The sequence below is a fragment of the Arthrobacter sp. GW460-12-1-14-TSB2 genome, from assembly GCF_059423525.1.
Genome location: NZ_JBWKYC010000025.1, coordinates 1 through 26,421, shown reverse-complemented (window position 1 = coordinate 26,421; position 26,421 = coordinate 1). Strand labels below are relative to the sequence as shown.

Sequence of the window (26,421 nt, the reverse complement as noted above, 5' to 3'; positions counted from 1 at the left end):
TCCCCGCTCTCAATGTCGACAGTCTGGAAGCCCATGAAACACATCACTACTCCGGAGGAACTCGAGGAGGTCCTCCCCTCGGACGCGGAAGAGATCCTTCACCACGGCCACGTCCCCCCGCGCTGGAGCGGTGCCGTTTGGCTCGACAAGACACTCGAATGGATTGTGGGCGCGGCCATCCTCGCGGAGCTCGTCGTCATCCTGCTGAACATCATGGTCAGGGTCATCACCGGCGACTCGGTGCTCTGGACCCAGGAAGTCTCCGAAATCGCGCTGCTGACCATCGCTTTCATCGGCGGCGCCATCGCCTACCCCAAGGGCGCGCACATGTCCGTCCAGGCCCTCATCATGCGCCTCCCGGCTGCATGGAAGCCTTACTTGGCTGCGCTGGTCGACTGGCTGGTCTTCGTTATGAGCGCCGGGGCATTCGCGTTGTTCGTTCCGACCCTCGTCCAGCAGATCGAGGAAAAGACCCCGATCCTGCAGCTCCCCGTTTTCTGGGTCTCACTGCCCTTCTCGGTCGGCATGGTGCTTATCGCCTGGTTCGCCCTCCTGAAGCTGTGGCGCCAGGAGCGTCGCCCTGCGCTCACTGCAGCGGGAATCGCGGCCGGACTGATTGTTCTCGTCCTTTTGGCGCAGCCGCTTTTCTACTATGCCACCCCCAACGTCCTGCTCGGCGTCGTCCTTCTGCTGTTGTTCATGCTGCTGTTCCTGGGCCTGCCCATCGCATTCGTTCTTGCACTGGCATCCGGGATCTACCTTTATTTGGGCGGCATTTCCGAAGTCAGCGCCATCCCCATCGGAATGGCTTCCGGGGCTAAGGGCTTCGTCCTTCTGGCAATCCCGTTCTTTATCCTTGCCGGGACGGTCATGAACTCCGCCGGCTTGACCCTCCCGCTGGCCAAGCTCGTCGACGCGCTGATCGGGCACCTGCGCGGCGGCCTTCTCCAAGTGGTCGTCGTGACCATGTACATCTTCTCCGGCATCTCCGGCTCCAAGGTGGCCGACGTCGCAGCAGTGGGCACCACAATGCGCGGCATGCTCGAGGAACGCAAGTACCCCCGCGGCGAAGTTGTCGCTGTCCTGTCGGCCTCGGCCATCATGGGCGAAACCATCCCGCCGAGCATCGTGCTCCTGATCCTCGGCTCCATCACCACCATCTCCACCACCACGCTGTTCCTGGCCGGATTCGTTCCTGCCGCATTCCTTGCCCTCTGTGTCATGGCACTCGTCTTCTTCCGCGCCCGCAAACAGGGCGGCGTCGCCAGCCCCAAGTCCAGCTGGCGTGAACGAGGGTCGGCAACCTTCTTCGCGATTCCGACTCTTCTGCTTCCTGTGGGCATGGTGGTGGGCATCCTCAGCGGCTTCGCCACACCCACCGAAGTGTCGTCCGTGGCCGTCGCTTACGCCTTCATCCTCGCCGCCGCCTACCGACGCGGCAGCAGGCGGCTGCTTGGTGACACGCTGCGGGAAACGACGACGACGGCGGGAATGGTGCTGTTCATCATCGCGGCGGCGTCTCCGCTGGCCCAGACCCTCGCCCTTGCCGGTGTCTCCCAGCAGATCCACGACCTCATGTCCGGGCTGGGTGACTCACCGCTGCTCTTTATGCTGTTCACTGTCGTGCTGCTGATCATCATGGGCCAGCTACTGGAAGGCCTTCCGGCGGTACTGATCTTCGCCCCCCTGCTCCTGCCGATCGCCGTCGACTTCGGCGTCAACCCCGTGCAATACGCCATGGTGCTGATCATTTCCATGGGTATCGGCTCGTTCGCACCGCCGGCTGGCGTCGGCTTCTACGTCGCCTGCGCCACCGCACATGAAACCGTGGAGAAGAGCCTGAAGCACTTCTGGCCCTATCTGATCGCCGTGTTCCTCGGGCTCCTCGTGCTTGCCGCAGTCCCGTGGTTCAGCACATTCCTTCCCGCCCTCGCCGGACTCATCCCGTTCTAAGCACATGACAACACCGACAACTATTGATAAAGAAATTCCCGGCTTCTCTGGATCTGTGGCCCTCATTGGCACAGGGCCCATGGGTGCCCCGATCGCCCGGAACATCCTCGCTGCCCAGGTTCCGCTGACTCTTTGGAACCGCACACCAGAAAAAGCCCGTGCGATTGGGGGAGGCACCGTCGTTGCCTCCCCGGCCGCCGCCGCGAGTGAAGTCGTGCTGACTGTATTGCCCGACCTGCCCCAGGTTGCGGCTCTACTTCCTGGCGAGGACGGCCTCCTGAAGGGATGGAAAACCGCGGGCATCGAACACCCCATCCTTGTCGTTCACGGGACGGTGTCACCGGTGGCGGTCGCAGAGTTCGCCGACGATTGCCTGCGCAACTGGGGGGTGACGGTCGTGGACGCACCCCTTAGCGGCGGAACCATCGGTGCCGAAGAGGGTCGGCTGAGCATCATGGTTGGCGGACCGCCCGAAGTCGTGGAGCGACTGACCCCGCTCTTCGGGCTGTACAGCTCGACAGCCGTTCATTTTGGCCAAACCGGCGCGGGGTCAACGGTGAAGGCATGCAACCAGATCGTCGTCGCCGCCACGGTTACGGCCCTGGCCGAAGCGATGGCCCTCGCAAGCACCGCCGGACTCGACCTTGAGAAAGTGCAAACCGTCCTGGCCGGCGGCCTTGCCAACTCAGAAGTCCTGCGGCAAAAGGGACGGCGCTGGATCGACCAGGACTTCGAGGGTGGCGGGTCTGCGAAGAACCAGCTCAAAGACCTCAACTTCATAGCCGAGATTGCCGCGGCACGCGGGATAAAACTTCCGTTAGCCGCGTGCCTCCAAAGTGCCTTCGAAGAAATGACCGCGACCGGCGACGGCGACATGGACCATACAGGGATCTACCGGACCATTCTCGCTTAGTCTCCAGACAGGGAAACGGCTCCAAAACGCAAAAAGGACGACGGCGGGAGGTCCCGCCGTCGTCCGGCCCTTACGGTTGCCGTTGTGGTGGCTGCCCAACTGCGCCACCATGATCGTATGGATGCTGAAACACCGAATACCGATGAACCCGAGGTCGAGGAACCGAAGGCCGGGCAGCTGAACCTTCCCCAGGCTTTCCTGCTCCTGGCAACGGACGACAAGGACGGCGAACCGGAGTTGCCGGCCTACATACTCAGGACCACTGTGGCAGGGGCAATACTGGCCGAGCTGGACGTGCTCGGTGCAGTCGGGCTGCAGGGGAAGCGCGTCAGGGCCACGGGTCCGGCCCCGCAAACGGACTTCCAGCACCAGCTGGAGCTCATCCGTCACAAGTCACGGCCCCACACTCCCAAGCGGTGGGTCTCAATGCTGGAGGGCCGGGCCGAAGTGCAGCGTGTCTACGAGGGCATGGCGTCGCTTGGCATTGTGGATCATGTCGGCGAGAAGCACCTCGGCCTGTTCAAGTCCGTGCGGTATCCGGAAAAAGACCATGCCCCGGAGGCGGCGATCCGGCACAAGATCAAAGCCGCACTCGAGGGCAAGCCGTCCGATGCGCGGACCACTGCACTGATCGCCCTGCTTCAGGCGGCCGGGCTGCTCGGCAAGCTCTTCCCGGCAGCCGATCTGACCCGGGCAAGAGAGCTGGCGAGGGACTACTGGCCTTCCCGTGCTGTGGTGGACGAACTGCGCATGATCAGGCTGGCGGAGGAAGAAGCCGCAATGTTGACCGACCCTGTTCGTGCCAGGCACCCGGAGTGAACCGGTGCCCTTGGCGTCAACTCACAACTTGTCCAGAAAGTCCTCCGCAAACCTTTTGACACCATCCCACTCGGTGTACACGTAATCCTGCGACGTGTCCGTATCCAAGGTGCCCTTGTCACCAGCGATCTTCTTCATCATGTGGCGCTTGAGGAACCCGTACTGCGTGTAGAGCAGCGCCCCTCCGAAGAGTCCCACTTGAGCCGGCCGCCAGCCCGTTTCATGCTCGAATTTCTCGACGTAACTCTCCGCGTTCTCGGCGTCCCCGTGGGCAGCCAGGCTGACAGAGAAGAGGGCAGACGGGAGGCGTTTCAGGGCATCACCATTCTTCCGCACGAAGTCCCGCACATAGTCTTCGTGCTTGCCCATATGGACTGACGCGCCGACGATCACGGCGTCGAACCCGTCCGGAATAGTGTCCCCGGTCTGCTTGATGTCCGCAGTCTGTGCGTCATGACCGTGTGCTCGAACCACTTCCGAGATGTACTCGGAGATCTTGGCCGTCTGACCCTCGGTGGTCCCGTAGGGAAGGTAAATATTGGCCATCATTGGCCTCCTTGTGCTGCCGGCCCGCGCGCGAAGAGAGCATCGCCTGAATGATCCACGGGCCTACTCACACCAGTCTGTCAACGCCGGGGATGCAGCCGTAGGGTCGAACGTCCCGGCACGGGAGCCGGCTAGTCTTCGATGGTCACGCCGCGCCAGAACGCGATCCGGTCCTCGATCTGCTTCGCGCGTGGCTTGGGCTCCGCATAGAACCAAGCGGCGTCCACGTTCAGCTTCCCGTCCACCTCCAGCGTGTGGTAGCTGGCCTTCCCCTTCCACGGGCAGACGGAGTACAGGTCACTGTCCTTCAGGTAGCCCGCATTGACTGCATCGCGGGGGAAGTAGTGGTTGCCTTCCACCACCACCGTGTCCGCGGATTCGGCGATGACTTTTCCGTTCCAGATAGCCCTGACCATGTGGTTCCGTTCTGTAGGGCGCCGCCGGCGTCAGCGGGCGGCACGTCGTAGGTATCCCAACGGCCCGGCCGGTGGACTTGTTCCCGCCAGGCGTACGACGGCGGGAGGTGGCCCGTACTCGAACGCATCGCGCTCATGCGCCGGCGGGTTGGAACAGCTCGACGACGTTGCCGGCCGGATCTTCCAGCAGGATTTGCTGACCGCCCGGGCCGGTGACAATGTCGTTGCGGAACGTGAGGCCTGCGGCTCGCAGCCGTTCCACTTCGGCCGCGATGTCACCCACGATGAGATGGATGCGGTTCCACCCTCCCGGTGCCGGCACCGTGCCGTCCGGCATCGGCCGGCCCGCCGAGCTGGTCGGCCCGCTCAGCAGAAGCCGCAGCCGGCCGCGGGCGACGTCGGCGAACGCCGGTGCGGCGCTCATCCGGAGGGTGAATCCGAGGTGCTTTGTGTAGAAGTCGACCGCCGCGTCGACGTCGTCCACCATGTAGCGGACGCTGACCAGGTCCGTAAGGTCGTTGGGCATTTTCTAGCTCCTTTCCGAACTCCTTTGGGAATACTCGATTGCGTAAAGCAGGAACTGGATCCGGGTGTTCAGTTCGTCCGCCGTGCGGACGAACGCCGGGTAACTGTCCTGATTGGCTGCTGCTTCGGCCGCCGGATCGGGGATGCTCCAATGCACCATGGCGGGAGGCCCGGGGAAGTCGGGGCACACCTCCCGTACGCGGTCGCAGAGGCTGATCACATAGTCGAACCGCCGGTTGGCGAACTCACTCAGATGCTTGGGGCGGGCGCCGCTGATGTCCATGCCGCGCTCGCCCATCACGCGGACGGCGCTGGGGTCCAGGTCCTTGGGGTGGCTGCCGGCGCTGGCGGCCTCGACCCGGGGACCGCCAAGGCGCGCGAGAATCGCCTCGGCCATCTGGGACCGGGCGCTGTTGCCCGTGCACAGGAACAACACGCGGACAGGCGCCTGGGCCTGCGGACCGCCAGGACCGTCCGACGGCGGTGCCAGCTCGGCCGGGACCAGCCGCAGGCCGGGGTGAAGTGCCGCGCCGGATTCGGCAAGCCGTTCGCGATACGCCGCCAGGTTGAGGCTGCAGTAGGTGTCACGTCCGTCAGCCGAGCTGCGCCGCATGGTCACCAGGCCGCCCGCGCGCAACTGGCCGAGGTGGTAGGACGTCAGGCTCTGCCGCTCGCCTACCAGCGCCGTGAGCTCGCGGACCTGCCGGTCGCTGCGCGCCAGTTCGCCCAGCAGCTGCCACCGCACGGGGTGGCCGGTCAGACGCAGGAATGCCGGGGCCGCAGCCTGAGCACCAAGGGGCGTGGTGTAGCTCACATGTAAATTGTATCAATTTGGATAGATCGATCAACCCTGTTTGATTGATCTGACCCTTCGGACGGGACCCCTTTCCGCCGGAAACGCACAGAGTTAGGATGCCGTGTGATCACCCACGGCTACGCGGACAACAACGGCCTTCGCATGTACTACGAGGTTCACGGCAGCGCGGTGCCCGGCCAGCCGCCGCTGCTCCTCGTCCCGGGCGGCGGCTCCACCATCGGCACCAACTTCGGCGAGCTCATCCCGATGCTGGCCGAACAGCGCCAGGTGATTGCCGTCGAGGAGGAGGGCCACGGCCGCACCCGGCCCACCGACCGCCCGCTCACTGCCGAAAACTCCGCCGGCGACATCCTCGCCGTTCTGGATCAGCTCTCCGTTGAAACCGCGGACGTGCTGGGATTCAGCGCTGGCGGGCACACCGCCGTCGCCTTGGCGCTCGCGCGTCCCGCCGTTGTCCGGCGCCTGATCGTCGCCTCCACCTTCGTAAGCCGCGATGCCGTCCCGGCCGAGTTCTGGGACGGCATGGCGAAGGCCACCTTGGACGACATGCCGGACACCTACAAGGACGCTGACCGGCTCCTCAACCCGGAACCCGGCCACGTGGAACGGCTCTTCGAGCTGGACCGTCGGCGCATCCTGGACTTCCCCGGATGGTCGGACCACGAACTGGGCACCATCACCGCGCCCGCGCTGGTGGTGAGCGGCGACCGGGACATCGTCACCGCCGAGTACGCCGCGCGGATGGCCGGCATGATCCCGGGTGCCCGGCTGCTGATCGTCCCCGGCGGCCACGGCGATTACCTCGGCGAGCAGGCCGCCAGCGGCGGGGACCTGCGGACCATGCAGGCGACAGTCCCGTTGATGCTGCGGTTCCTCGACGGGTAGGGCCTTAAGTGTTCGTTCGCACCAAGCCCCGGCATGCTTCCATCGGCGAGCTGTGGATCATGCCCACCGACAGGGCCCGGCTCTGGACTGAACTACTCAGTCCTTACTCGGCGTCGGCTGGATTGGCGAGTGTTATTTGGGTGTGGATGATGACCGCCGAGCACTGGAATTGGGCGCTGCAGCTTTGCAGGTAGACCGAAGCTGCGGCGGCACCCTCATTGAACGCCATCATGGTTGGAACTACCCGTATGGTGACTGTCTGGGTCTGCTTGGTGCAGCTGAGCTGATCGTTCCCGCCGCCGCCGGCGATGCGTCCGTCGCTGACTCTTTGGGTGATCTGGACCACGGGTATTGCCATGACCAGGGCCGGGTCGGTATCGCACACGAAAGTGACGGGAACATCCACCGCCGCGCCGTCGGCGACGAGGACTCCCGGCCCCGCGCTTACGAGCGTGGCGGGGGCTGCGTGCGCGGGGGTGGCTATCGCCACGAGGGCGGCGGCAAGAACGGCGGCGAAGCAGCTTCTGGTGCCTAACATCAGGTTTCTCCCTTGAATGGAGGCGTGGCGTCCTGCGTTCCGCATTGTCAGCCAGTGCGGTGATGGGGCGTCTTCTAGGTACGGGGCGAAGCCCCTGACGGCAGCGCCGTTCCGGGCGCCGCCTGATGCGGCCGAAAGTCCGGTTGGCCGTAGATTACCCACTACCTGCCTGCGTGACAACGGTTAACGCAAACGGACGACGGCGGGAGGTCCCGCCGTCGTCCGTTCCCGGTCCTTAGCCGTGGTTGTACATGATGTGTTTGGTGCGGGAAAAATCCTCGAGGGCGTAGACGGAGAGGTCCCGGCCGTAGCCGGACCCCTTGAAGCCGCCCCAGGGCATTTCGTTGGCGATGACCAGGTGCGAGTTGACCCAGACGGTGCCGAAGTCGAACCGGCGGGGAACGGAGAGCACTCGGGCGGCGTTCGTGGACCAGACCGAGGCGGCCAGTCCGTAGACGGTTTCGTTGGCCCGGGTGACGGCTTCTTCGTCGGTGCTGAAGGTTTCCACCGATACCACCGGGCCGAAGATCTCCGTGCTGGTGATCGCGGCGCCGGCCGGCACGTTGGTCACGACTGTGGGTTCGATGAAGTAGCCGGGCCCGTCGATGGCGTTGCCGCCGACGGCGATGGTCAGGCCGTCCTTGCGGACGTCCTCGAGTGCGGCGAGGACCCGCTCGTAGTGGGCTTTGGAGATCATGGAGCCGATTTCGACGTCGGCGCCCGAGCCGGGAGTGCCGACCGTGATCCCGCTGACCTCCCGGACCAGCAGCTCAGTGAACTTTTCTGCGACTGATTCGTGGACGAGGACCCGGCATGCCGAGCCGCATTCCTGGCCGCCGTTCCAGAACCCGGCGGAGCGGACGCCCTGGGCGGCGGCTGCCAGGTCGGCGTCCTCGAAGACGACGACGGGTGCTTTGCCGCCCAGTTCCAGGTGTACGCGTTTGACGGTGTTGGCTGCGCTGGCGGCGACCTTCTGGCCGCTGCCGACGCTTCCGGTGATGGCGACGAGGTCCACCCCGGGATGCTCGGAAATCCGGTTTCCCGTCACGCGGCCGGAACCGGTGACGATGTTCAGAACACCGGCCGGGACTTCGGCGGCGATGAGTTCGGCGAGTTTGAGCGTGGTCAGGGGTGTCTGCTCGGAAGGTTTGAGCACCAGGGTGTTGCCGGCGCCCAGGATCGGGGCGATCTTCCAGGCGGCCATCAGCAGCGGGTAGTTCCAGGGAGTGATCACGCCCACCACTCCGACGGGTTCGCGGAGGATCACCGAGGTGTGGTTCGCGGCGTAGTCGCCCGCGCCGGGGGTGGTGAAGGCGCGGGCAGCGCCGGCGGAAAACCTGAAGGTGTCGATTGCGCTGGAGATATCGTCTTCGGCCACGGCGGCGGGTTTGCCGGTGTTCGCCGCTTCGAGGGTTTCGAACAGCTCGCGGTTGGTCTCGATGATGTCGGCGATGCGCAGCAGCACTGCGGAGCGGTCCTGGGGAGTCTTCGCCGCCCAGCCCGCTTTGGCCGCGACGGCAGCCGCGACGGCGGCGTCGACGTCCTCCACGGACCCGCCCGGGACCTGCATCAGGATCTCTTCAGTGGCCGGGTTCACCACCTCGACCGTTGCGGCCGAGGTGGAGGGGATGAAAGCCCCGCCGATGAACTGGCCGAACGGCGGCAAGGATGGTGCGGGCGTCTGCGCCGCCCTGCGGACGGTGAACAATGCTGTGTCTGTCGCGGTCATGGTTTTCCTCGAGTCCTGTCGTTACTTCTGGTTGAGGGCGGCCAGGGCGTGCTTGACCCGGGCGAGGTCCTCGGCGTTGAGGTCGGCCGTGGGGCGGCGGGGCGAGCCGGCCGGGAGGCCCTGCAGGGTCAGGCCGGCCTTGACCGACGGGATGAACGGGACGGAGAGGAGTGCGTCGATGACGGGGTAGAGCTGCTTCCACAGTTTCAGGCCGCCGGTGAGGTCGCCTTCGGCGATGCGGCGGCTGACGGCGACGATCTCGTTGGGGACGACGTTGGCCGTGCCTGCCATCACGCCGGCCGCACCTTCGGCCAGGGCGCTGTAGAGGTAGGCGTCCCAGCCGATGAAGGTGCCGATGACGTCGCTGTGGTGGTGAATCAGCTGCAGTGCCTGTTCCCAGTTCGCGCTGGAGTCCTTGATGTACCGGATGTTCTCCACGTCCTCAGCCAGCGAGCGGACGGTGGCCGGGTCCAGGTTGACGCCGGTGACGGCCGGGATGTTGTAGAGCATCACCGGAATGCTGACGGACCGGGCCACATCCTTGATGTAGGTGACCGTTTCTTCCAGTGAGAGCGGCTCGTAGTACGGCGTGATCAGCATCAGCACGTCCGCGCCGGCCTTTTCGGCGGCCTGTGAGAGGCGGATGGCTTCGGCGGTGGAGGTGGCGCCGGTGTTGGCGATGACCGGGACGCGGCCGTTCGCCTGCTCGATGACCGTGTTGATCAGGAGCAGGCGCTCCTCCGAAGACAGGGCGCCCACCTCGCCGGTCGATCCTGCTGCGACGACACCGTCCACGCCGGCGTCGATGGAGCGGTCGACGATGCGCCGCAGGGTGTCGACGTCGATGTTTCCGTCCTGGTCGAAGGGGGTGGACAGTGCGGTCAGGACGCCTTTGAGTTGCGTTGTCATGGTGGTTGTTCTCCTTGGTGGTGTTGGTTCGAGGGCGGGCGCAGGCGCCGGATCAGGTTCCTGCGGCCAGGCGCAGGGTGGGGGCCGCGGCCCGCTGCTTGTCGGTGGCGAGCAGGCTGGCGGCTTCCTGGGCTGCCGAGAAGCCGGTGGTGATGGAGCTTTCGGTGTAGAGGGTTCCGAGGAAGTCTCCGGCCAGGAACACGCGGTCCGTGCCCCGCATGAGCGTGGACTGGAGCTTTGCCCGGCCCGGGAAGCAGTACGGGGACGCGACCTTCCACCGGTCCGTCTTGGCCTCTACGACGCTGTCGGCGAAGCCGTGGCCGAGGACCTGGTCCAGATCGGCAAGGTGGGTCTGGATGACTTCCTCGTCGCTCTTATCCAGCAGGGCGCGGCCCAGGCTCGCCGGAGAGAACGTCATGAAGCTGCCGCCGGGCTTCCGCACCGTCTCGGAACCACGGACGATGCTTGCCTGGTTCAGGGCGATCGCGAACGAGCGCTTCGGTGCTGCGATGGCGTAGATGTCGTCCCATGGCCGTGCCGACGTTTCGTTGGTCAGGAAGGCCGTGCTGACGTGCGGGCCGTACTTGATCTGGCTCAGTGCACCGCGCAGGTCCTCCGGAAGGTCCACACCGATTTTGTGCGACACATCAGCGGTGGTCGCCAGGACGACGGCGCGGGCCTCCACTTGACGGTCCACACCGCCCTGGTTGTATCGGACGAGTACGGAGTTCGTCTTGTGGATCACTTCCTGCACGGTGGCTCCGAGCTGGACACGGTCGCCGAGGGCGGCCGCGATGGACTCGGTCAGGGTGGACGGGCCGCCGACGATGCCCTGGCTCAGGCCCTGGCCGATCCCCAGGACCAGGCTGAAGTACCCGATGCCGGCGCCGGCAGAGATCTGGTCCATGTCACCGGCGGAGCGTGTGACGGTGGTCTTGAACAGTGCGGCCGCGTCCTCGGACAGGTTTCCGATGAAGTCCTGGAACGAGCTGTCGTTCTCGAAGTCATAGATGCGCTGCTGCCGCATGGCACCGGATTCCCCCGAACGCTTCCGCACCACACCGGTGTACTTGGCGACGCCGCTCACGACCTTCAGGCCGGCCCGCAGGGTGTCGATCCGGGATGCAAGGGACATCGGGATGCGGAACGGGTACGTGGCGATGTGCCCCTCGCGGATGAACTGGCCGTTCATGGACAGGGCCTGCAGGGATCCGGGGATCTGGACGGCCGTCACGCCGACTTCATTGAGCAGTGCGTCCGTGGAGGAGCCGGCTCCGGCGAAGACGTGCCCGCCCCAGTTCAACCAGTAGGCACCCCGGCGCTCCGAACGGATCCGCCCGCCAACACGCCCGGCTGATTCCAGCACCACGGTATCCCAGTGCCGGAGCCGCCAGGCTGCCGACAGTCCGGCGAGACCGCCACCGACAATTACTACGTCTTTCATGATCTGGACTTTCTTGTGAGGCTGGTTTGAAGCTTCTAGTTGACTGCGCTGTGGCCGAGGGTGGCATTAGCCGTGGCTCGGCCGGGTGCATTTCCCGGCAGTGCGGCGGCCTCGCCCAGGGTCATTCCCCGGGTTTCCGGCGCCCAGGCCATGGAGACAGCCATGCCGAGCAGGGTGACGATTCCGGCGATGATCATGGTGGTTCCGATGCCGAGCGTCGTCAGGGCCAGCGGGACGAGGTATGTGCCGACGGCAGCACCGATGCGGCTCAGGGATGAGGCCAGGCCGACGGCGGATCCGCGGACTTCGGTGGGGAACAACTCGTTGGGGTAGACCCACTGCATGATCTGCGTGCCGCCGATGAGCAGCGCGTAGGCCGCAAAGAGCGCCATGATGATCCAGGTGTCAGCGTCGGGGAAGAGGCCCATGGCAAGGAGGGCCAGGCCGCTCCAGAGGAAGCTGTGGATGATCAGGGGGCGCCGGCCCATCCGGTTGACCAGGAACACGGCGACCAGGCAGCCGACGAGGAACATCACGGTGATGGCCGCGGAGCCCACGTGGGCCAGGTCCTCCCCGAGCTTGAGGGCTTCAAGGATGGCCGGGCCGAAGGCGTAGACAGCGAACAGCGGAACGATGGAGCAGGTCCAGAAGATGGTGATGAAGGCCATCCGCTTGCCGTAGCCGGACTTCAGGAGCTGGCCGACGCTGACCTTTTCGCCGGCCTCTTCAGGCAGGTCGGCGAGGGTGACGTTGGGGCCGTAAACGCGCTTGAGTACCTTGTTGGCTTCCTCGAGCCGGCCGACCTTCACCAGCCAGCGCGGCGACTCGGGTGTGCCCATCCGCAGCAGGACGATGATGAGGGCGGGGACGGCCGAGCTGGCGAGCATCCAGCGCCATCCGTCTTCAAAGGTGAGCAGGAACTGGCCCACGATGTAGGCGACGGCGGCACCCACAAACCACATGGTGACGAAGGCACCGAGCAGCGGCCCGCGCCACTTCTTGGGCGTGAATTCCGCCAGCAGGGACGTGGCGATGGGGTAGTCGGCGCCCACGGCGAAGCCGATGAGCAGTCGCAGGATGATCAGCCAGAACGCGTCGTTGACGAAAGCCTGGGCGACGGAGCAAGCGACCAAAGCGATGAGGTCAACCGTAAAAAGAAGGTGCCGCCCGAACTTGTCGGTCAGCCAGCCGCCCAGGAAGGCGCCGAAGAAGATGCCGGCCAGGGCTGCTGCACCGATCAGCCCCTGTTCCGAAGGCGAGAGGTTGAATTTTGTGGTGATCTGGATCATCGCCACGCCGATAATGCTCAGGATGTACCCGTCGACGAACGGACCGCCGGAGGAGTACAGCGCCAATTTCTTATGGAATGACGACAGTGGGGCGTCATCAACTACATGGGACATCGATTTTTCCTTTGCTGAAGGATCCCTGGCCGAACGCTGGCTCCAACGGCAGCGGAGGTCGGGTTTGAGGGTTAGCGATCTGAGAAAAATGCTCTGCAGGAGGGGGTTGTGCTCCTGGTCACACTTAAAAGATACATCATTGTATGATTAATGCAATAGCTTTTTTGAAAGCAAAAAAGACCGCGCCGGGATGGCGCGGTCTTGGATGTCGTTCGGGGCCCTCTATTTGAGGGTGATGAGCTTCCACGGCAGGCGGCCGGGGCTCTCGGGGCAGACATCGAGTGAGGTCTCGGTGCGGCTGAGATCTTCCTCCAGGAGCAGCGTGCCCGTTGCGATGCGTGCGTTGTTGGATGCAATGACCCGGCCGTTCGGTCCAAGCAGGACCACCGCGGGATCGCGCAGCTGAAGCGCCCGGAGGAAGATGCCCTCAAGGTTCGCCAGCGGGAGATCGCAACCCAGAACGTGGACGCCTTGCGCGGTGGCCGCGGGAACACAGAGGGTGATGATACTGACGTTGATACCGCCGAAGTCGACGTACGGGCCCACTGCCACCGGCTGTCCGGTGGACGAGGGGAGCGTGAACCATTCCCGGCCTGTGTAGTCGTAGTAGTTCAGCGAGTCCGGGTTGAGGTCGTGGGTGACGAAGCGGGGTTCGCCCTTGGGCTGTGCCCGCCACCATTCCAGCCAATGCGGCGCCTCCGGGAGGCTGCCGGGGGCGTAGGCGATGCCGGCGCCGATAATGAGCTCCGAGTGCAGCTTGATGAAGTTCGCCAGGTCCTGCCGCAGGAACAGGTAGTCGCTGCGGCGGGGGACCCCGGACGCAGCTTCTGCCGCTGCGGTAACCGCGGCGGCAACTTCTTCCAGATCCGCGAAGACCGCGTTGATGCTGGAGGAGAGCACGTCAGCAGTGCGCTGGAGGGCTTCGCCTACGGTTTCCACGTCACGCACTTCCTTCAGCCTGCATCGTCAGCCTGAGATGCTGTTCGATCAAATGTTCCGTCTCGGTCCGGCTGTGATGCTCTGCCGCTGTGGCGGCGCCATCGGCGTCCCGCATCCGGATCGCATCCACGATCGCCGCATGCTGTTCCACCAGTTCAGCCTCTCCGCCGGGCAGGCCAGGGTCGCCCCACCATAAGGTCATCAACTCCGCCTCAAGTTGAAGCGCTGCGGAGGTCAGCCTGCTGGACTGGGAGGCAATGCTGACGGCTACGTGGAACCGGGCGTCCATCCGGCGCCGCGCACGTCCGTCAACGGTGTCCCCGTGGCGCTTCACCAGGTCCTCCAGATGCTCAACGTTTTGAGGGTCTGCCCGGCCGGCGGCCAGCCGGGCGGACATGGACGAGATGGCGGCAGCCAGGTCCCCGAGGTCCCTGAGGGCTTCTGTGCTGGTGTCCCGGAGCTTATGCTGCAACTGGGTGTCCGTCAGTTCGATCTGGCGGCGGATGACGCTTCCGCCGCTGCGGCCGCGGCTGGTTTCGATGAGCCCCTTGGTCCGGAGGGCGGCAAGGGACTGGCGAAGGGTTATCGGGGAGATGCCAAGTTCTGCAGCAAGGACGGACTCCGTGGGGAGCCGGTCGCCCTCCGTCAGGATGCCCATCAGGATCGCTGTTTCAATCTGGTAGGAGACCTGGTCGGCCCGGCCCAGCCCCTCGGGTTCACTGCCCCGCAGCAGCAACAGAAGATCCAGTGAACGCGTGGAAAGTGCCGTGCCCTGCATTCCCGGGTCCCTCCTGCTGCTGGTACATCCGAAACGGGCGGCCGCCGTCGGCCTTTCCCTATTACCTTCAATCTTTGCATATTTCCGGTTTGCGGGAAGGGGCCGGCCCGCGGTGGCTTCCAGCACTTCGTAGTATTAAAACGGTGCGGGCCGGAAACGGCGGAGAACAACCTGGATTAGTGCGCTGGCCGTGTTGGGCGCATGGCTCCCGGGAGTCATACCAGTGGTTCAGGTGGCCCGCACCCGCTGGAGTCCCCAGGTCATCTTCCGGATCGCTTCGCACTGCAGGCCGCTGAGCGCTGCGAGCTCGTAGTCGTCCATGACGCCCAGCCGGCGGGCCGCGGCCAGGAGCTTCAGCCGGCGCCCCTCCAGGTCCGCCTTCGAGGCCTCGAGCGTGGCCAGCTCGGACTTCAACGCGCCAATCGCCGCCAGCTGCTGCGCGGCCGGCAACCCTGACGGCGCCAGGTCATCAAAAGACAGGCCGATGGTTCGCACCGTCCAGCGGGTCAGCCCTGCCGCCTGGGCGAGGCCGGTGACCTTCAACCCGTCACACAGCGCCTGGGCGACGTTCTGGTTCAGCCGGGCCGTGAGGGCCCGCATGCTGCTGGCGTTGAACGAAATCCGCTGCCGGTCCTCGCGGAGGAGCTGGCGGAGCCGTTCCACCTGGACAGCAGCCCTGTCAGCCTTCCGCCGCCCCCGGTAACGGTAGAAGCCGCCGTCGGCCGCGGGTGAATCAACGGGGTGCAGAACGGCCAAAAGGCACTCCTCAGGTCGGAATTGCCGCTGGCGGGCCGGCGTACGTAAAACGCTAGACACCAGAATCCGCCCGCGGAAATACCAATCCTGCGTGGAGCCATAACCAAAAAGTGTGGGCACGGGCCATAAGCGACGCTTATCCGTCCACGCACTTTAGGTCTTATCCAGACGCGCCAGGATTCCCTAGGGTCGAAGGAAGCGAGTACCGCTCCCTCCTGAATCCGTAGGAAGAGACCATGCCTAAATTTGAACCTGCATCACGGGTGTCCCGCATCAAGTCATCCGCAAGCGTGGCCGCCGCGGCCCGCGTGCGTGAGCTGAAGGCGGAAGGGCGCCGGATTCTGGACCTGACGGTCGGGGAGCCGGACTTCGACACCCCGGAACACATCAAAGCGGCCGCCATTGAAGCGATCACCCGCGGGGAAACCAAGTACACCTCCGTCACCGGAACCCCCGCCCTGCAGCAGGCCATCCTCCAGACCCTGGAACTGCGCACCGGCATCCACTACACCCCGGCCGAGATCACCATTGGCGGCGGCGCCAAGCAGGTGATCTTCACCGCCTTCATGGCCACCTTGGACGCCGGCGACGAAGTGGTGGTGCCCGCGCCGTACTGGGTCTCCTACCCGGACATGGTGCTCGCGAACGAAGGCACCCCCGTGGTGGTTGCCTGCGGCGAGGAGACGGGATTCAAGCTCACCCCCGAGGCTCTGGCCGGAGCCCTCAACGGGCGGACCAAATGGGTCATCCTGAACACGCCCTCGAACCCCACGGGCGCCGTCTATTCCCCCGCGGAGCTGCGCGCGCTCGCGGATGTCCTGGCCGGCTTCCCGCACGTCCACATCCTGACTGACGAGATCTACGACCAGATCTACTTCGGCACGGGCAAGCTCGCAAGCCTGGTGGAGGTGGCCCCGGAACTGAAGGACCGCATCCTGGCGGTCAACGGCGTTTCCAAGGCCTACGCCATGACCGGCTGGCGTCTGGGGTACGCGGCGGGACCTGCCCCGTTGATCGCCGCGATCAACAAACTCCAGTCGCAGATCTCCTCCTGCCCGTCCTCCGTCAGCCAGGCCGCCGGCGCTGCCGCCCTCACGGGCAGCCAGCGCTTCGTGCAGGAAAGCCGCGAAATCTACCGCGCCCGGCGCGATGCGGCAGTCACCGCGCTGAACGCCGTCGACGGGCTGTCATGCACGACGCCGGAAGGCGCCTTTTACGCCTACGTCAACTGTGCGGGGGTGATCGGAAAGACGACCACCGAGGGGCAGGTCATCGCAAACGACGAGGACTTCACCCTGTACCTCCTTGAAGCGGCTTCCGTGGCCGTGATCCAGGGGTCGGCCTATGGACTTGGCCCCTACTTCCGCATCTCCTACGCCACCAGCCTCGACGTCATCGACGAGTCCATCGCGGCCATCGACAAGGCCGTCCGGGCCCTCAACTGATCCACACCCACCGAAGGAAAACGCCGTGATCCACGTCAAAACCACCATCGAACGACCCGAAGCCGACGCAGTCAGCCGCCTCGCGAAGTTTTCGTCCGCCACCATCCACGAGGCACAGGGCCGCAAGGGCGCCCTCAGCTCCAGGATCAAGCCGATCGACCGCTCCATGTCCTTCTGCGGCCCCGCCGTCACCGTGCGCTGCGCCCCCCGCGACAACCTCATGCTGCAGGTGGCCATCCACTACGCCGAAGCCGGGGACGTCATCCTGGCCGCGGCAGGGGAGTACGAGGAAGCCGGAACCTTCGGCGACGTCCTCGGCAACGCCATGAAGGCGAAGGGCCTCGCAGGCCTGGTCACCGACTCGGGCGTCCGCGACACCCAGGACCTCATCGAACTGGGGCTGCCCGTGTTCTCCGGCAGCATCTCCATCAAGGGCACCGTCAAGGAAACCATCGGCCCCATCAACCACCCCGTGGTCTTCGGCGACGAGATCATCTACCCCGGCGACGTGCTCCGCGGTGACGCGGACGGCGTTGTGGTGGTCCGGAAGGACGAGATCGAGGAAGTCATCCGCCTCTCGCAGGAGCGCGACGACGCCGAGCGCGAACTCATCGGCCTCTACCAGGCCGGCGGAACCACCATCGAGTTGTGCAACCTCACCGACGTCCTGAAGTCCAAGGGACTGCTCGTCGAAGAGGCCTAACCGCTCCCTCCAGCCGCGGCAGCACCGCCGTCGCACGGGAAAGCACCCGTGCGGCGGCATTGGCGTGCGGGACTACTGCGCCAACTGGCAGCTAATGCCCCCAAATCCGTGATTTGGGGGCATTAGCTGCCAGTTCGATCTGTTCCCGTGGCGGCAGTACCCTACCGGGCCGGGTGGCGGGGCGGGCCAGGGACGGAACCCTCCAGATACCAGACCGTTGATCCGGCACTGCCTGCCGGCATGATGCTCCCTTCGAAGACGAAGACAGCATCCATTGAGCGGTCCTCAGGGCGCCAAAAGCCATTTGACGGGCAGTGGAAACCTGTTCTGGCCGTGAGCCCCCGGCCTGTGTCGGAAAATCTTCGAATAGTGCTTAACTTTTTCACGGCGGCCTCCCAATAAATTCATTACAATATAAACTGCCGCATTTCCTCGGCTTCGCTCTAATTCTAGATTCCGGAGCGCCGTGATACTAAGACTAATGATGCGTGGCCTAATAAGCGGATGCTATGGACCGTTTATCGCGCGTATTTGTTGCTCAGCATTTCCTGGAGCATTTCCTTCAGCACCAGCAGGACTGCCGAAGCGGCTTCCGAGAGGGGGTCGTGATCAGGGGTGCACAGTGCGATTTTGCACTGCAGCGCCGGATCCACAATGCGCAGGACGTGGAAGTCCTCCTCGTGGAACAGGGCGTCCGCGGCCGACTTGGGCATGATGGTGGCACCCAGGTCGGCGCGGAGGAGCCGGGCCAGGGACGGCACCGACTCCACCTCGCCCACCAGCTTGAGCGCGAGCCCTTTGCTGGCGAAGCCGGTTTCGACAACCTGGCGGAGTGTGTGGATCTTCTCGGGAAGGAAAAGCCCGAACCGCGCAACATCCTCCAGCGAAATTTCACCGTTTCCGGCTGCCACATCGGATCTGTTGGCATTAACCACAAAGTGCAGGTCCTCGACTATCAGCGTGGTGAACTGAACGCCGCGGATGGGGCCCGGCTCGTAAATGAGCGCCATGTCCAGCCGGCCGTTTTTGATGGCTTCACTGAGGACGCCGCCGTAGATTTCCGTGACGTGCAGGACGATTTCCGGGTACCGTCGGCCCACTTCGCTGATGATCCGCGGCGTCAGGCTGGAGGCCATGCTGTACGGCGCGATCGCGATGGAGACCCGGCCGGACGGTGCGGCCCCGGACGCGGCAACGTCCTGGCGTGCCTGCTCCACCAGTCGCAGGATCGACTGGGCATGCCGGTACAAAGTGTGGCCCGCGGCGGTGGGCTTGACGCCCTGCTTGCTGCGGATCAGGAGCCGCTGCTTGAGGTCGGTTTCCAGCGCCGAGACCTGCTGGCTCAGGGCAGGCTGCGCCACATGCAGCGCCGCTGCGGCCTTGGTGATGCTGCCCGAATCCACAATCTGGACAAAGTACGCAAGCTTCCGCGTATCCATGGCGCCTTCTCTCTTCGCGGCGTCCAGACCCCGGGAAGGTCACAACCGGATGCCAATTCATTAATCGTACATTCTACCCGCATGGTTGATATGCAATTTTGCGATGACGTCAGATGCATTTCGCATGCTAATGGGATTAACCGGGAAAGACGTTCCCTTTTACATTTCTGAAATATACGGTCCCTACCTTGAATGTATTCGCGATAACGCGCTGATAAGACGGAACCTGATGATCGGAACGAGGTGGCACGAATGATGGCAGCACTGTACGGCTCACCCGTCATAACGAGGGCCTATCCCGTGACATGGATTACGTCTTTGTGTGAGCCAATTCGCAATGCCAGACTTTTGGGCAGAGGCCCGGCAGTCCGGGCCGCCGGACCGCAGGCCCCGCACCGGGCAGGTTCCCGGCATTCATTTCACTACCGGAAGCTGAACTCCGCGCCTCGCTGCGCAGCTGTCCAGCCAACATCCCAGGAGGGCTCACATGGGACCCACAGTTGATCTCGTGGCAGATCTCGGAGAAGGCTTCGGCGCCTACTCGATGGGTGACGACGCTGCCTTGCTCGAGGTGGTTTCGAGCGCCAACATCGCCTGCGGATTCCACGCCGGAGACCCCGACATCATGAACGCCACCGTCGCCGAGTGCGTGCGGCGCGGCGTCAGCATCGGGGCGCACCCGAGCTTCCCCGACCTCCGGGGCTTCGGCCGCCGAGCCATGGACCTCACTGCGGACGAGGTCCGCAACGACATCCTGTACCAGATCGGTGCGCTGAGCGCCTTCGCCTCGTACCACGGCTCCGGCGTCGCCCACATCGCACCGCACGGACGCCTTGGCAACCTCGTGGCCACCCGCGCCGATTACGCGGAGGCCGTGGCCGACGCCGCCGCCCGCATCAACCCGGACCTCATCGTCCTGGCCCAGGACGGCGAACTTGCCGACGCCGCTGCGCTGCGACAGCTTCCGGTCGCCATCGTCGGCATCGCCGACCGCGCCTACGAGGCCGACGGCTCGCTGGTGCCGCGCGGCCGCCCCGGCGCCGTCATCCATGATCCGTCAGCCATCGTGGACCGCACCATCCGGATGGTTTGCGAAGGGCTCATCGAAACGGTCGCCGGGACCGACCTGCAGATCGTCGCCGACACCGTCCTCCTGCACGGTGACACTCCCGGCGCCGTCCAGTTGGCCCGCCAGGTCCGCGCCGAACTGGAACGCGCCGGCGTGACCATCGCACCCGTCGCCCAGGTCCTGGCCGCCAAAGTGAAGGCTGCCTGACATGCCCGCCGCCACAACGCCAACCCCCGTGGAAGTCTTCGAATCCGGGGACGCCGCACTGCGCGTCGTCGCCTCTTCACCGGACCGCGAGGCTAACTGGAGCACCGTGCATGCCCTCGCCGGCTGGCTGGAGGCAGCGGGGGCCGACGGCGTCCACGGCGCCGTGCCCACCTACGACTCCCTGCTCGTGGAATTCGATCCCGGGGTCACCTCCGCTCGCCAGGTCCGTGCCTTTGTCCTTCTGGGAATGCGCCAGCTCGACTTCATTGGCGCCCCTGCCCGGGCTCCGCGCGAGTTCAGCGTCCCCGTGGTCTACGGCGGCGAATACGGCCCGGACCTGGAACGCGTTGCAGAGCACGAGCAGCTGCCGGTCGAGGAGATCATCGCCCTGCACACGGCCAAGTCCTACGTGATCCGATGCCTCGGCGCCCCTGCCGGCTCACCCATGATGGACGGCCCCGATTTCCCGCTCCCTGTACCGCGGCTGAAGGACCCCCGCCTGTCCGTCCCGGCAGGTGCCGTGGCCGTCGCCGGCCGGCAGGCAGTCATCGCCCCGGCTATGGCCCCCGGCGGATGGTGCGTCATCGGCCAGACGCCGCTGGCGGTCCTGGACGTCACCAGCGAACCGCTGGTTCCCTACGTTCCCGGCGACCTGCTGAGGTTCCACCAGATCCGGGCCGAAGATTTCGCGAGCTACGCCGGCCGGAAACTGGAGGCGGCACGATGAGCGGCTCCCTGGTCATCCAGCAGTCCGGCAACTCCGTGGTCACCGACCTTGGCCGCTTCCGCGGACCCCGGTTCGGACTGCCCGTGAACGGCGCGCTGGACCAGTTCTCCGCACGCGCGGCCAACATCCTCACCGGTAATGAGGACAGCGCACCCCTGCTGGAAATCACCGCACTGGACTTCCGCATGCGGGCCACCACGGACATCCTCATCGCCGTCACCGGAGCGCCGCTGCGCCTCACGGTGGGCGGACGCGAATGCCAGCAGTGGGAACCGGTATCCGTCCGGGCCGGCGAAACAGTCGCCTTGCGCCAGATCACCGGCGGGCTGCGCGCCTACCTCGCCGTCCACGGCTCGGTGGAGGCACCCGTCCTGCTCGGAAGCTGCGCCCCGGACACCGTCGTCGGATTCGGCCTGCGCCTGACCGAAGGCACCGAACTGAAGACCTCGCGAAGCGTCGCACCCATCCGGCAGCCGTACTTCGACCTGCCGCTGTTCCGGCTGGGCCTGACCCGTCCCGAATTCAGCAGCCACGCCGTCGTCGAAGTCACGGACGGCCCCGACGTGGACGAATTCGGGGACACCGCGGACCTCCTCTACACCACCGAATACACCGTCAGCGCCCGGAGCAACCACATCGGACTGCGCCTCGGCGGGGACCTCCCCGAACGCCAGTCGAGCGCCGAAGTGCTGTCCCGCGGCGTTCCGGTCGGAGCGATCGAGGTGCCGTCCCGGGATGAACTCCTGGTGCTGCACCGGGGCCGGGGCGTCACCGCCGGCTATCCGGTCCTCGCAGTGGTCACCACCCGCTCGCTGGATGTGCTGGCCCAGGCAAGGCCGGGCCACACCATAACTTTCCGCAGGACCACCGTCCCCGACGCCACGGCGAAACACAGGGCGGCCTTGCGGGAGCTGGAAAACCTCCGTTCCACCGTCAGCACAGTCTTTGCCCTCCTCGGCATCGGCAGCCGGCCGGGCTGGCAACAGTTCGCCCCGGCGTCCGGAAGCTAACACCCTCGCATCAGATCCAGAGCCTTGTTACCATCCCCTTAGTAAGGAAAGCCATGACAACTTCTACGCACGCGGCCCAGCCGCAAGAGCGGCTCAGCAGCAAGCAGACCCGCAAAGTAGTGACTGCCGGCTGCGTCGGCATTTTCGTGGAGCTCTACGACAACGGCATCTTCGCCTTTATGGCCGGAACGCTTGCCCTCGTCTTCCTGGCACCCGGCAACCCGGACAACGCCCTGTTGTTCGTCTTCGCCGGCTATGCCGTGTCCTTCTTCGTTCGCCCCCTCGGCGCCGTGGTCTGCGGATACCTGGGGGACCGCATCGGACGGCAAAAGCTGCTGGTCTTTGTCATCCTGCTGATCAGCGTGGCCACGGCGGGCATCGGCCTGCTGCCGGCCTACTCGGCCATCGGCATCGCCGCCCCGATCCTCCTGGTGCTGCTCCGCATGCTGCAGGGCTTCTCCGTTGGCGGCGAAGCGGCCGGCGCCATGACCTTCCTCGCCGAGCACGCCCCTGAAGGCAAGCGCGGCATCATCACCTCCTACGCCCAGATCGCCTCCTTCGCCGCACTGCTCACCGGCACGCTCGTCGCGTTCTCCATGTCGCCCTGGCTCACCCAGGCAGCGATCGACGGCGGCGGCTTCGGTTCGTTCGCGTGGCGCATCCCGTTCCTGGTTGCCATCCCCATGGGCGTCATCGGCTGGTACATCCGCAAGGCGATCAGCGACACCCCGAACTTCGTGAAGCTGAAGGAAGAGGGCGGCCTGTCCAAGAACCCGCTCAAGGAAGCCTTCAAGTCCGCCGAACACCGCCGCGCCATGCTCCTGGCCCTGTTCATCCCGCTCATGAACGGCTCCGGCTACTACGTCCTCTTCTCCTACATGCCCACCTTCCTGAAGGGCAAGCAGCTCAACTTCACCATCGGCGAGGCGCTCATCGTCACCGCCTGCAGCCTCGTGGTCATCTGCATCGCCATCCCCTTCATGGGCGCGCTGTCTGACCGTGTGGGACGCAAGAAGGTCATCGCCGGCTCCGCGATCGCCATGGCAATCGTCGGCATCCCCGCCTACGCCCTGATCGCCACCGGTGAGATGGGCCTGGCCATCCTGGGCGCCTGCATCATGGCAGTGGTCTTCGCAGGCCACACCGCCGTGATCCACATCCTGATCGTTGAACTGTTCCCCACCCGGGTCCGGTACTCCGCCTACGGCCTGGGCTACAACATCTCCTCGGCACTCTTCGGTGGCACCGCCCCGCTGCTGATGACCTGGCTCATTTCCTCCACCGGCAACATCTACATGCCCGCTTTCTACGCCGTGATCACGGCACTGGGCACCCTCGCCGCCGTCAGCACGGTCAAGGACCGGGCGCACCTGCCCCTCCGCGACGCCTAAACCACCACCCATCCGAACAGCAGTGCACTGCCCCCACCGGCAGTGCACTGCACCAATTGCGGGGCATCAACTGCGCTGCACCCTCAGGAGACTTCCATGCCTTTTTCAGATTATTCAACTGCCCTCGTCACGGGCGCGTCCACCGGCATGGGCGCCGCGATCGCCGGGCGCCTCGCCAAGCGGGGACTCACGGTCCACGCCCTCGCCCGCAACGAGGAGCGCCTCAACGAATTGGCAGACAAGACCGGCGCGGTTCCCCACGTCGTCGACCTGACCGACACCGCAGCGCTGGCTGCCGCCGTCGGCGATCTTGAAGTGGATGTCCTGGTGAACTGCGCCGGGGTGTCCCGGCCTGGAAACATCCTGGACTCCAGCGAGAGCGACATCGACGAACTCGTGGACGTCAACCTGCGCGGCCTGCTCCAGCTGACCAGGCTGGTGCTTCCGGGCATGGTGGAGCGGGACCGCGGACACGTCATCAACATCAGCTCCATCGCCGGGGTCTACAACTTCTACGGCCACACGGTCTACCACGCGACCAAGGCGGCAGTGCACCAGGTCTCCCGGCAGCTGCGCAACGACACGGTGGGCAAGCGCATCCGTGTCACCGAAATCTGCCCCGGACGCGTCGAAACGGAGATCTTCGGCCGCAACATGGGCGGCACTCCCGAGGCCATGGAGGAGGCGTGGAAGACGTACTACGAGGGCTACGAATCGCTGACCACGGACGACATCGTCAACGCGATGGACTACGCGATCGAAACACCCCGCCACGTGAACGTGGGCATGCTCGAACTCATGCCCACCTTCCAGGTCCCCGGCGGCCTCACCTTCGACCGCCGCTAGCCGCACGCCACCCACCAGACCCCACGATTGATAGGTTCTTCGATGCAAACAGTCCGTACCGTCAGTTTCCCCGACCGGCAACTGCTCGCCGATCTCTCACCCCTTCCCGAAGGGCTGAGGGGAGTGGTCTGGGACCTGAAGGCGGATCCCGACGGCGGGACGCTCAGTGAGATCGATGGCGTCATCCTCCCGTACATCGACGCCTCCGCCGTGCTGGGCTCCCTTGCGCGCGTCCCGAACCTGAAGTACGTGCAGACGCAGTCCACCGGATACGACGGCGTGATCGAGGCCGCCGGTCCGGCGGCCGGCGTGGCCAGCGCCTCCGGCGTCCACGCCGCCGCGACCGCGGAACTTGCCGTCGGGCTGATCCTGGCGAAACTGCGGGGCATCGACCAGGCCGTCCGCGATTCGCAGTACGGGCTGTGGCGGCCGGAGCGGCGCCAGTCCCTGGCGGACCGGCGGGTGCTGCTCGTGGGAGTCGGCGGGATCGGGCATGAAATTGCCCGCCGCCTGGAGCCCTTCGAGGTCACGGTCACCCGGGTGGGGAGTGCTGCCCGCACCGACGAATACGGCGTGGTTCACGCGTCCGCGGACCTGCCCGCGCTCGCCGCCACGCACGACATCCTCGTTTCCGTGCTGCCCCTAAACCAGCAGACCCACCAGCTGATCGGCGAAGAGGTCCTCGCCGCCCTCCCGGACGGTGCCCTGGTGGTGAACGTGGGCCGCGGCTCCGTGGTGGACACGGCTGCCCTGACCAAGGAAGTTCTGTCTGGCCGCCTGCAGTGCGCGCTCGACGTCGTTGATCCCGAGCCGCTGCCTCAGGACCACCCGCTGTGGTCCACTCCGAACGCACTGATCACCCCTCACATCGGCGGCAATGCGTCGGCGTTCCAGCCCAGGATCCGCAGGCTCCTGCGGAAGCAGCTCGAAGCCCTCGCGGCGGGAGAGGCTCCCGCCAACCTGGTGCAGAAAGGCCCCTTCGCATGAGTGCACTTTTTGACCTGACGGGGCGTGTTGCCCTGGTGACCGGTTCGAGCCGGGGGATCGGCAATGCGCTGGCGCGGGCGCTGGCGGATGCCGGCGCGACGGTGGTGCTGAACGGCATCAATACTGAACGGCTGAAAGCTGCTGAGGCTGCGATGGCGGCCGGGTACCCGCCGGGGCGGGTGCACAGTTGCGCGTTCGATGTCACCAGCGATACTGAGGCTGCGCGGGGTGTTGCGTGGGTGGAGGAGAACGTGGGGCCGCTGGAGGTCCTGGTGAACAATGCGGGGATCCAGCACCGGGTGCCGATGCTGGAGTTGGACGTGGCGGACTGGGAGCGGGTGATTTCCACGGACCTGACCAGCGCGTTTTTGGTGGGGCGTGAGGCGGCGCGGGTCATGATCCCGCGCGGCCGGGGGAAGATCATCAATATCTGTTCGGTGCAGACCGATCTCGCCCGCCCGACCATCGCCCCGTATATCGCGGCGAAGGGCGGGCTGCGGAACCTGACCCGGGCGATGACCGCGGAGTGGGCCGGGTCCGGGCTGCAGATCAACGGGATCGCCCCGGGCTACATCCATACCGAGATGACGCAGAACCTGGTCGATGACGAGGACTTCAATTCCTGGATCCTGGGCCGGACCCCGGCGCACCGGTGGGGGACCGTGCAGGATCTGGCCGGGCCCGCGGTGTGGCTGGCCTCGGACGGCTCGGACTTCGTGAACGGGCAGACCATCTTCATTGACGGCGGAATGACGGTGGTGGTCTGATGGGCGGCCTTCATCAACTTCCTGCCAGCGGCCCGGCCGTGGTGGCGCACGCCGCGGGCGACCTCCGCATCGAAGACGTGCCCGTTTCGGCGCCCGGTGCCGACGAGGCGGTCGTCGAAGTCCGCTACGGCGGTATCTGCGGCTCGGACCTGCACTACTGGCTGCACGGCGCCGCCGGCGAATCCATCCTCCGCGCGCCCCTGGTGCTCGGGCACGAAATTTCCGGGACCGTGATTCAGGCCGCGGCAGACGGCACCGGACCGGTGGCCGGCACCCCGGTTGCCGTTCATCCGGCCACGCCCGGGCCCGGTGCGGCGCGGTATCCGGCGGACCGGCCCAATCTGTCCCCGGGCTGCACGTATCTGGGCAGCGCCGCCCGCTATCCGCACACCGACGGCGCGTTCAGCCGTTACGTGAACCTGCCGGCGCGGATGCTGCGCGCGCTGCCGGGAGGCCTCAG

27 protein-coding genes are annotated in these 26,421 nt (G+C 65.6%); 14 read left to right on the top strand and 13 right to left on the bottom strand.

What is annotated here, in order from left to right; genetic code table 11:
* Window positions 1-33: 33 nt before the first annotated feature.
* The 3 genes from AC07YR_RS20750 (at window position 34) to AC07YR_RS20740 (ending at window position 3,685) form a co-directional block, all read left to right on the top strand.
* Complete coding sequence (locus AC07YR_RS20750) at window positions 34-1,953, top strand: TRAP transporter large permease (RefSeq protein WP_436058767.1); 1,920 nt, start codon at window positions 34-36, stop codon at window positions 1,951-1,953.
* 4 nt (window positions 1,954-1,957) lie between these two features.
* Entirely contained in the window at window positions 1,958-2,866 is a 909-nt protein-coding gene (locus AC07YR_RS20745) for an NAD(P)-dependent oxidoreductase (protein WP_494735115.1), read from the top strand.
* A gap of 117 nt (window positions 2,867-2,983) precedes the next feature.
* Window positions 2,984-3,685 (top strand): GOLPH3/VPS74 family protein, encoded by a 702-nt coding sequence (locus AC07YR_RS20740; protein WP_436058765.1) that lies wholly within the window; start codon window positions 2,984-2,986, stop codon window positions 3,683-3,685.
* A 21-nt stretch (window positions 3,686-3,706) separates the two neighbouring features.
* Here AC07YR_RS20740 and AC07YR_RS20735 read toward each other — a convergent pair whose 3' ends face one another.
* The 4 genes from AC07YR_RS20735 to AC07YR_RS20720 all read right to left on the bottom strand — a co-directional run bounded on the left by AC07YR_RS20735 (window position 3,707) and on the right by AC07YR_RS20720 (window position 5,986).
* Window positions 3,707-4,234 carry a flavodoxin domain-containing protein gene (locus tag AC07YR_RS20735; RefSeq protein ID WP_436058764.1) on the bottom strand — a complete coding sequence of 176 codons (528 nt, stop codon included), beginning with the start codon at window positions 4,232-4,234 and terminating at the stop codon, window positions 3,707-3,709.
* A gap of 128 nt (window positions 4,235-4,362) precedes the next feature.
* Window positions 4,363-4,647: a DUF427 domain-containing protein gene (locus AC07YR_RS20730; RefSeq protein WP_436058763.1), complete on the bottom strand. Its 285-nt coding sequence runs from the start codon at window positions 4,645-4,647 to the stop codon at window positions 4,363-4,365.
* A gap of 133 nt (window positions 4,648-4,780) precedes the next feature.
* Window positions 4,781-5,173, bottom strand: coding sequence for a VOC family protein (locus AC07YR_RS20725; protein WP_436058762.1), 393 nt, complete (start codon window positions 5,171-5,173; stop codon window positions 4,781-4,783).
* Between the two features lie 3 nt (window positions 5,174-5,176).
* Window positions 5,177-5,986, bottom strand: a complete 810-nt coding sequence (locus AC07YR_RS20720) for an arsenate reductase/protein-tyrosine-phosphatase family protein (RefSeq protein WP_494735114.1) — start codon at window positions 5,984-5,986, stop codon at window positions 5,177-5,179.
* A gap of 105 nt (window positions 5,987-6,091) precedes the next feature.
* On the opposite strand from AC07YR_RS20720, the gene AC07YR_RS20715 reads away from it, so the two are divergent.
* The gene (locus AC07YR_RS20715; RefSeq protein ID WP_494735113.1) at window positions 6,092-6,874 is read left to right on the top strand and encodes an alpha/beta fold hydrolase; all 783 of its coding nucleotides are present in this window, start codon (window positions 6,092-6,094) and stop codon (window positions 6,872-6,874) included.
* A gap of 103 nt (window positions 6,875-6,977) precedes the next feature.
* On the opposite strand, the gene AC07YR_RS20710 is transcribed toward AC07YR_RS20715, so the two are convergent.
* The 8 genes from AC07YR_RS20710 to AC07YR_RS20675 form a co-directional block, all read right to left on the bottom strand.
* Complete coding sequence (locus tag AC07YR_RS20710) at window positions 6,978-7,412, bottom strand: hypothetical protein (RefSeq protein ID WP_494735112.1); 435 nt, start codon at window positions 7,410-7,412, stop codon at window positions 6,978-6,980.
* A 235-nt stretch (window positions 7,413-7,647) separates the two neighbouring features.
* On the bottom strand, window positions 7,648-9,141 hold the full coding sequence (locus AC07YR_RS20705) for an aldehyde dehydrogenase family protein (protein WP_494735111.1): 1,494 nt from the start codon (window positions 9,139-9,141) through the stop codon (window positions 7,648-7,650).
* Between the two features lie 21 nt (window positions 9,142-9,162).
* Entirely contained in the window at window positions 9,163-10,050 is an 888-nt protein-coding gene (dapA, locus tag AC07YR_RS20700; protein WP_494735110.1) for a 4-hydroxy-tetrahydrodipicolinate synthase, read from the bottom strand.
* 52 nt (window positions 10,051-10,102) lie between these two features.
* Window positions 10,103-11,494, bottom strand: coding sequence for a protoporphyrinogen/coproporphyrinogen oxidase (locus AC07YR_RS20695; RefSeq protein WP_494735109.1), 1,392 nt, complete (start codon window positions 11,492-11,494; stop codon window positions 10,103-10,105).
* A gap of 35 nt (window positions 11,495-11,529) precedes the next feature.
* Window positions 11,530-12,897, bottom strand: coding sequence for an MFS transporter (locus tag AC07YR_RS20690; protein ID WP_494735108.1), 1,368 nt, complete (start codon window positions 12,895-12,897; stop codon window positions 11,530-11,532).
* A gap of 222 nt (window positions 12,898-13,119) precedes the next feature.
* A complete protein-coding gene (locus AC07YR_RS20685) occupies window positions 13,120-13,836 on the bottom strand; it encodes a cache domain-containing protein (RefSeq protein WP_494735107.1) in 717 nt (238 codons plus the stop codon).
* A gap of 1 nt (window position 13,837) precedes the next feature.
* A complete protein-coding gene (locus AC07YR_RS20680) occupies window positions 13,838-14,614 on the bottom strand; it encodes a FadR/GntR family transcriptional regulator (protein ID WP_494735106.1) in 777 nt (258 codons plus the stop codon).
* Between the two features lie 228 nt (window positions 14,615-14,842).
* A complete protein-coding gene (locus AC07YR_RS20675) occupies window positions 14,843-15,370 on the bottom strand; it encodes a hypothetical protein (protein WP_494735105.1) in 528 nt (175 codons plus the stop codon).
* Between the two features lie 236 nt (window positions 15,371-15,606).
* Between AC07YR_RS20675 and AC07YR_RS20670 the strand changes: the two genes are divergently transcribed.
* Window positions 15,607-16,815 (top strand): aspartate transaminase, encoded by a 1,209-nt coding sequence (locus AC07YR_RS20670; RefSeq protein WP_494735104.1) that lies wholly within the window; start codon window positions 15,607-15,609, stop codon window positions 16,813-16,815.
* Window positions 16,816-16,840: 25 nt separating this feature from the next.
* Window positions 16,841-17,518: a 4-carboxy-4-hydroxy-2-oxoadipate aldolase/oxaloacetate decarboxylase gene (locus tag AC07YR_RS20665; protein WP_055807664.1), complete on the top strand. Its 678-nt coding sequence runs from the start codon at window positions 16,841-16,843 to the stop codon at window positions 17,516-17,518.
* Window positions 17,519-18,036: 518 nt separating this feature from the next.
* On the opposite strand, the gene nac is transcribed toward AC07YR_RS20665, so the two are convergent.
* Entirely contained in the window at window positions 18,037-18,957 is a 921-nt protein-coding gene (gene nac / locus AC07YR_RS20660; protein WP_494735103.1) for a nitrogen assimilation transcriptional regulator NAC, read from the bottom strand.
* A 487-nt stretch (window positions 18,958-19,444) separates the two neighbouring features.
* Here nac and AC07YR_RS20655 point away from each other — a divergent pair, with 487 nt between their 5' ends.
* The 8 genes from AC07YR_RS20655 to AC07YR_RS20620 all read left to right on the top strand — a co-directional run.
* Complete coding sequence (locus tag AC07YR_RS20655; protein WP_494735102.1) at window positions 19,445-20,233, top strand: LamB/YcsF family protein; 789 nt, start codon at window positions 19,445-19,447, stop codon at window positions 20,231-20,233.
* Window position 20,234: 1 nt separating this feature from the next.
* Window positions 20,235-20,960, top strand: a complete 726-nt coding sequence (locus AC07YR_RS20650) for a 5-oxoprolinase subunit B family protein (RefSeq protein WP_494735101.1) — start codon at window positions 20,235-20,237, stop codon at window positions 20,958-20,960.
* Window positions 20,957-21,970 (top strand): 5-oxoprolinase subunit C family protein, encoded by a 1,014-nt coding sequence (locus AC07YR_RS20645; RefSeq protein ID WP_494735100.1) that lies wholly within the window; start codon window positions 20,957-20,959, stop codon window positions 21,968-21,970. The genes AC07YR_RS20650 and AC07YR_RS20645 overlap by 4 nt, the downstream gene beginning before the upstream one ends.
* A gap of 53 nt (window positions 21,971-22,023) precedes the next feature.
* Window positions 22,024-23,361, top strand: coding sequence for an MFS transporter (locus AC07YR_RS20640; RefSeq protein ID WP_436058751.1), 1,338 nt, complete (start codon window positions 22,024-22,026; stop codon window positions 23,359-23,361).
* Between the two features lie 96 nt (window positions 23,362-23,457).
* The gene (locus AC07YR_RS20635) at window positions 23,458-24,207 is read left to right on the top strand and encodes an SDR family oxidoreductase (protein WP_055807647.1); all 750 of its coding nucleotides are present in this window, start codon (window positions 23,458-23,460) and stop codon (window positions 24,205-24,207) included.
* A 42-nt stretch (window positions 24,208-24,249) separates the two neighbouring features.
* Entirely contained in the window at window positions 24,250-25,194 is a 945-nt protein-coding gene (locus tag AC07YR_RS20630; protein ID WP_494735099.1) for a 2-hydroxyacid dehydrogenase, read from the top strand.
* Window positions 25,191-25,961 (top strand): SDR family oxidoreductase, encoded by a 771-nt coding sequence (locus tag AC07YR_RS20625; RefSeq protein WP_494735098.1) that lies wholly within the window; start codon window positions 25,191-25,193, stop codon window positions 25,959-25,961. Before AC07YR_RS20630 ends, AC07YR_RS20625 begins: the two co-directional genes overlap by 4 nt.
* The coding region (locus AC07YR_RS20620; RefSeq protein ID WP_494735097.1) for an alcohol dehydrogenase catalytic domain-containing protein at window positions 25,961-26,421 on the top strand (461 nt) is incomplete at its 3' end. The genes AC07YR_RS20625 and AC07YR_RS20620, both read left to right, overlap by 1 nt.

What these genes read in the sequence shown, in the direction of transcription:
- AC07YR_RS20735 (WP_436058764.1), bottom strand. Translation starts at nt 4,234, where the DNA reads ATGATGGCCAATATTTACCTTCCCTACGGGACCACCGAGGGTCAGACG.
- AC07YR_RS20695 (WP_494735109.1), bottom strand. Translation starts at nt 11,494, where the DNA reads ATGAAAGACGTAGTAATTGTCGGTGGCGGTCTCGCCGGACTGTCGGCA.
- AC07YR_RS20670 (WP_494735104.1), top strand. Translation starts at nt 15,607, where the DNA reads ATGCCTAAATTTGAACCTGCATCACGGGTGTCCCGCATCAAGTCATCC.
- AC07YR_RS20645 (WP_494735100.1), top strand. Translation starts at nt 20,957, where the DNA reads ATGAGCGGCTCCCTGGTCATCCAGCAGTCCGGCAACTCCGTGGTCACC.
- AC07YR_RS20725 (WP_436058762.1), bottom strand. Translation starts at nt 5,173, where the DNA reads ATGCCCAACGACCTTACGGACCTGGTCAGCGTCCGCTACATGGTGGAC.
- AC07YR_RS20680 (WP_494735106.1), bottom strand. Translation starts at nt 14,614, where the DNA reads ATGCAGGGCACGGCACTTTCCACGCGTTCACTGGATCTTCTGTTGCTG.
- AC07YR_RS20705 (WP_494735111.1), bottom strand. Translation starts at nt 9,141, where the DNA reads ATGACCGCGACAGACACAGCATTGTTCACCGTCCGCAGGGCGGCGCAG.
- AC07YR_RS20750 (WP_436058767.1), top strand. Translation starts at nt 34, where the DNA reads ATGAAACACATCACTACTCCGGAGGAACTCGAGGAGGTCCTCCCCTCG.
- AC07YR_RS20635 (WP_055807647.1), top strand. Translation starts at nt 23,458, where the DNA reads ATGCCTTTTTCAGATTATTCAACTGCCCTCGTCACGGGCGCGTCCACC.
- AC07YR_RS20730 (WP_436058763.1), bottom strand. Translation starts at nt 4,647, where the DNA reads ATGGTCAGGGCTATCTGGAACGGAAAAGTCATCGCCGAATCCGCGGAC.
- AC07YR_RS20625 (WP_494735098.1), top strand. Translation starts at nt 25,191, where the DNA reads ATGAGTGCACTTTTTGACCTGACGGGGCGTGTTGCCCTGGTGACCGGT.
- nac (WP_494735103.1), bottom strand. Translation starts at nt 18,957, where the DNA reads ATGGATACGCGGAAGCTTGCGTACTTTGTCCAGATTGTGGATTCGGGC.
- AC07YR_RS20710 (WP_494735112.1), bottom strand. Translation starts at nt 7,412, where the DNA reads ATGTTAGGCACCAGAAGCTGCTTCGCCGCCGTTCTTGCCGCCGCCCTC.
- AC07YR_RS20745 (WP_494735115.1), top strand. Translation starts at nt 1,958, where the DNA reads ATGACAACACCGACAACTATTGATAAAGAAATTCCCGGCTTCTCTGGA.
- AC07YR_RS20740 (WP_436058765.1), top strand. Translation starts at nt 2,984, where the DNA reads ATGGATGCTGAAACACCGAATACCGATGAACCCGAGGTCGAGGAACCG.
- AC07YR_RS20690 (WP_494735108.1), bottom strand. Translation starts at nt 12,897, where the DNA reads ATGTCCCATGTAGTTGATGACGCCCCACTGTCGTCATTCCATAAGAAA.
- AC07YR_RS20650 (WP_494735101.1), top strand. Translation starts at nt 20,235, where the DNA reads ATGCCCGCCGCCACAACGCCAACCCCCGTGGAAGTCTTCGAATCCGGG.
- dapA (WP_494735110.1), bottom strand. Translation starts at nt 10,050, where the DNA reads ATGACAACGCAACTCAAAGGCGTCCTGACCGCACTGTCCACCCCCTTC.
- AC07YR_RS20630 (WP_494735099.1), top strand. Translation starts at nt 24,250, where the DNA reads ATGCAAACAGTCCGTACCGTCAGTTTCCCCGACCGGCAACTGCTCGCC.
- AC07YR_RS20655 (WP_494735102.1), top strand. Translation starts at nt 19,445, where the DNA reads ATGGGACCCACAGTTGATCTCGTGGCAGATCTCGGAGAAGGCTTCGGC.
- AC07YR_RS20640 (WP_436058751.1), top strand. Translation starts at nt 22,024, where the DNA reads ATGACAACTTCTACGCACGCGGCCCAGCCGCAAGAGCGGCTCAGCAGC.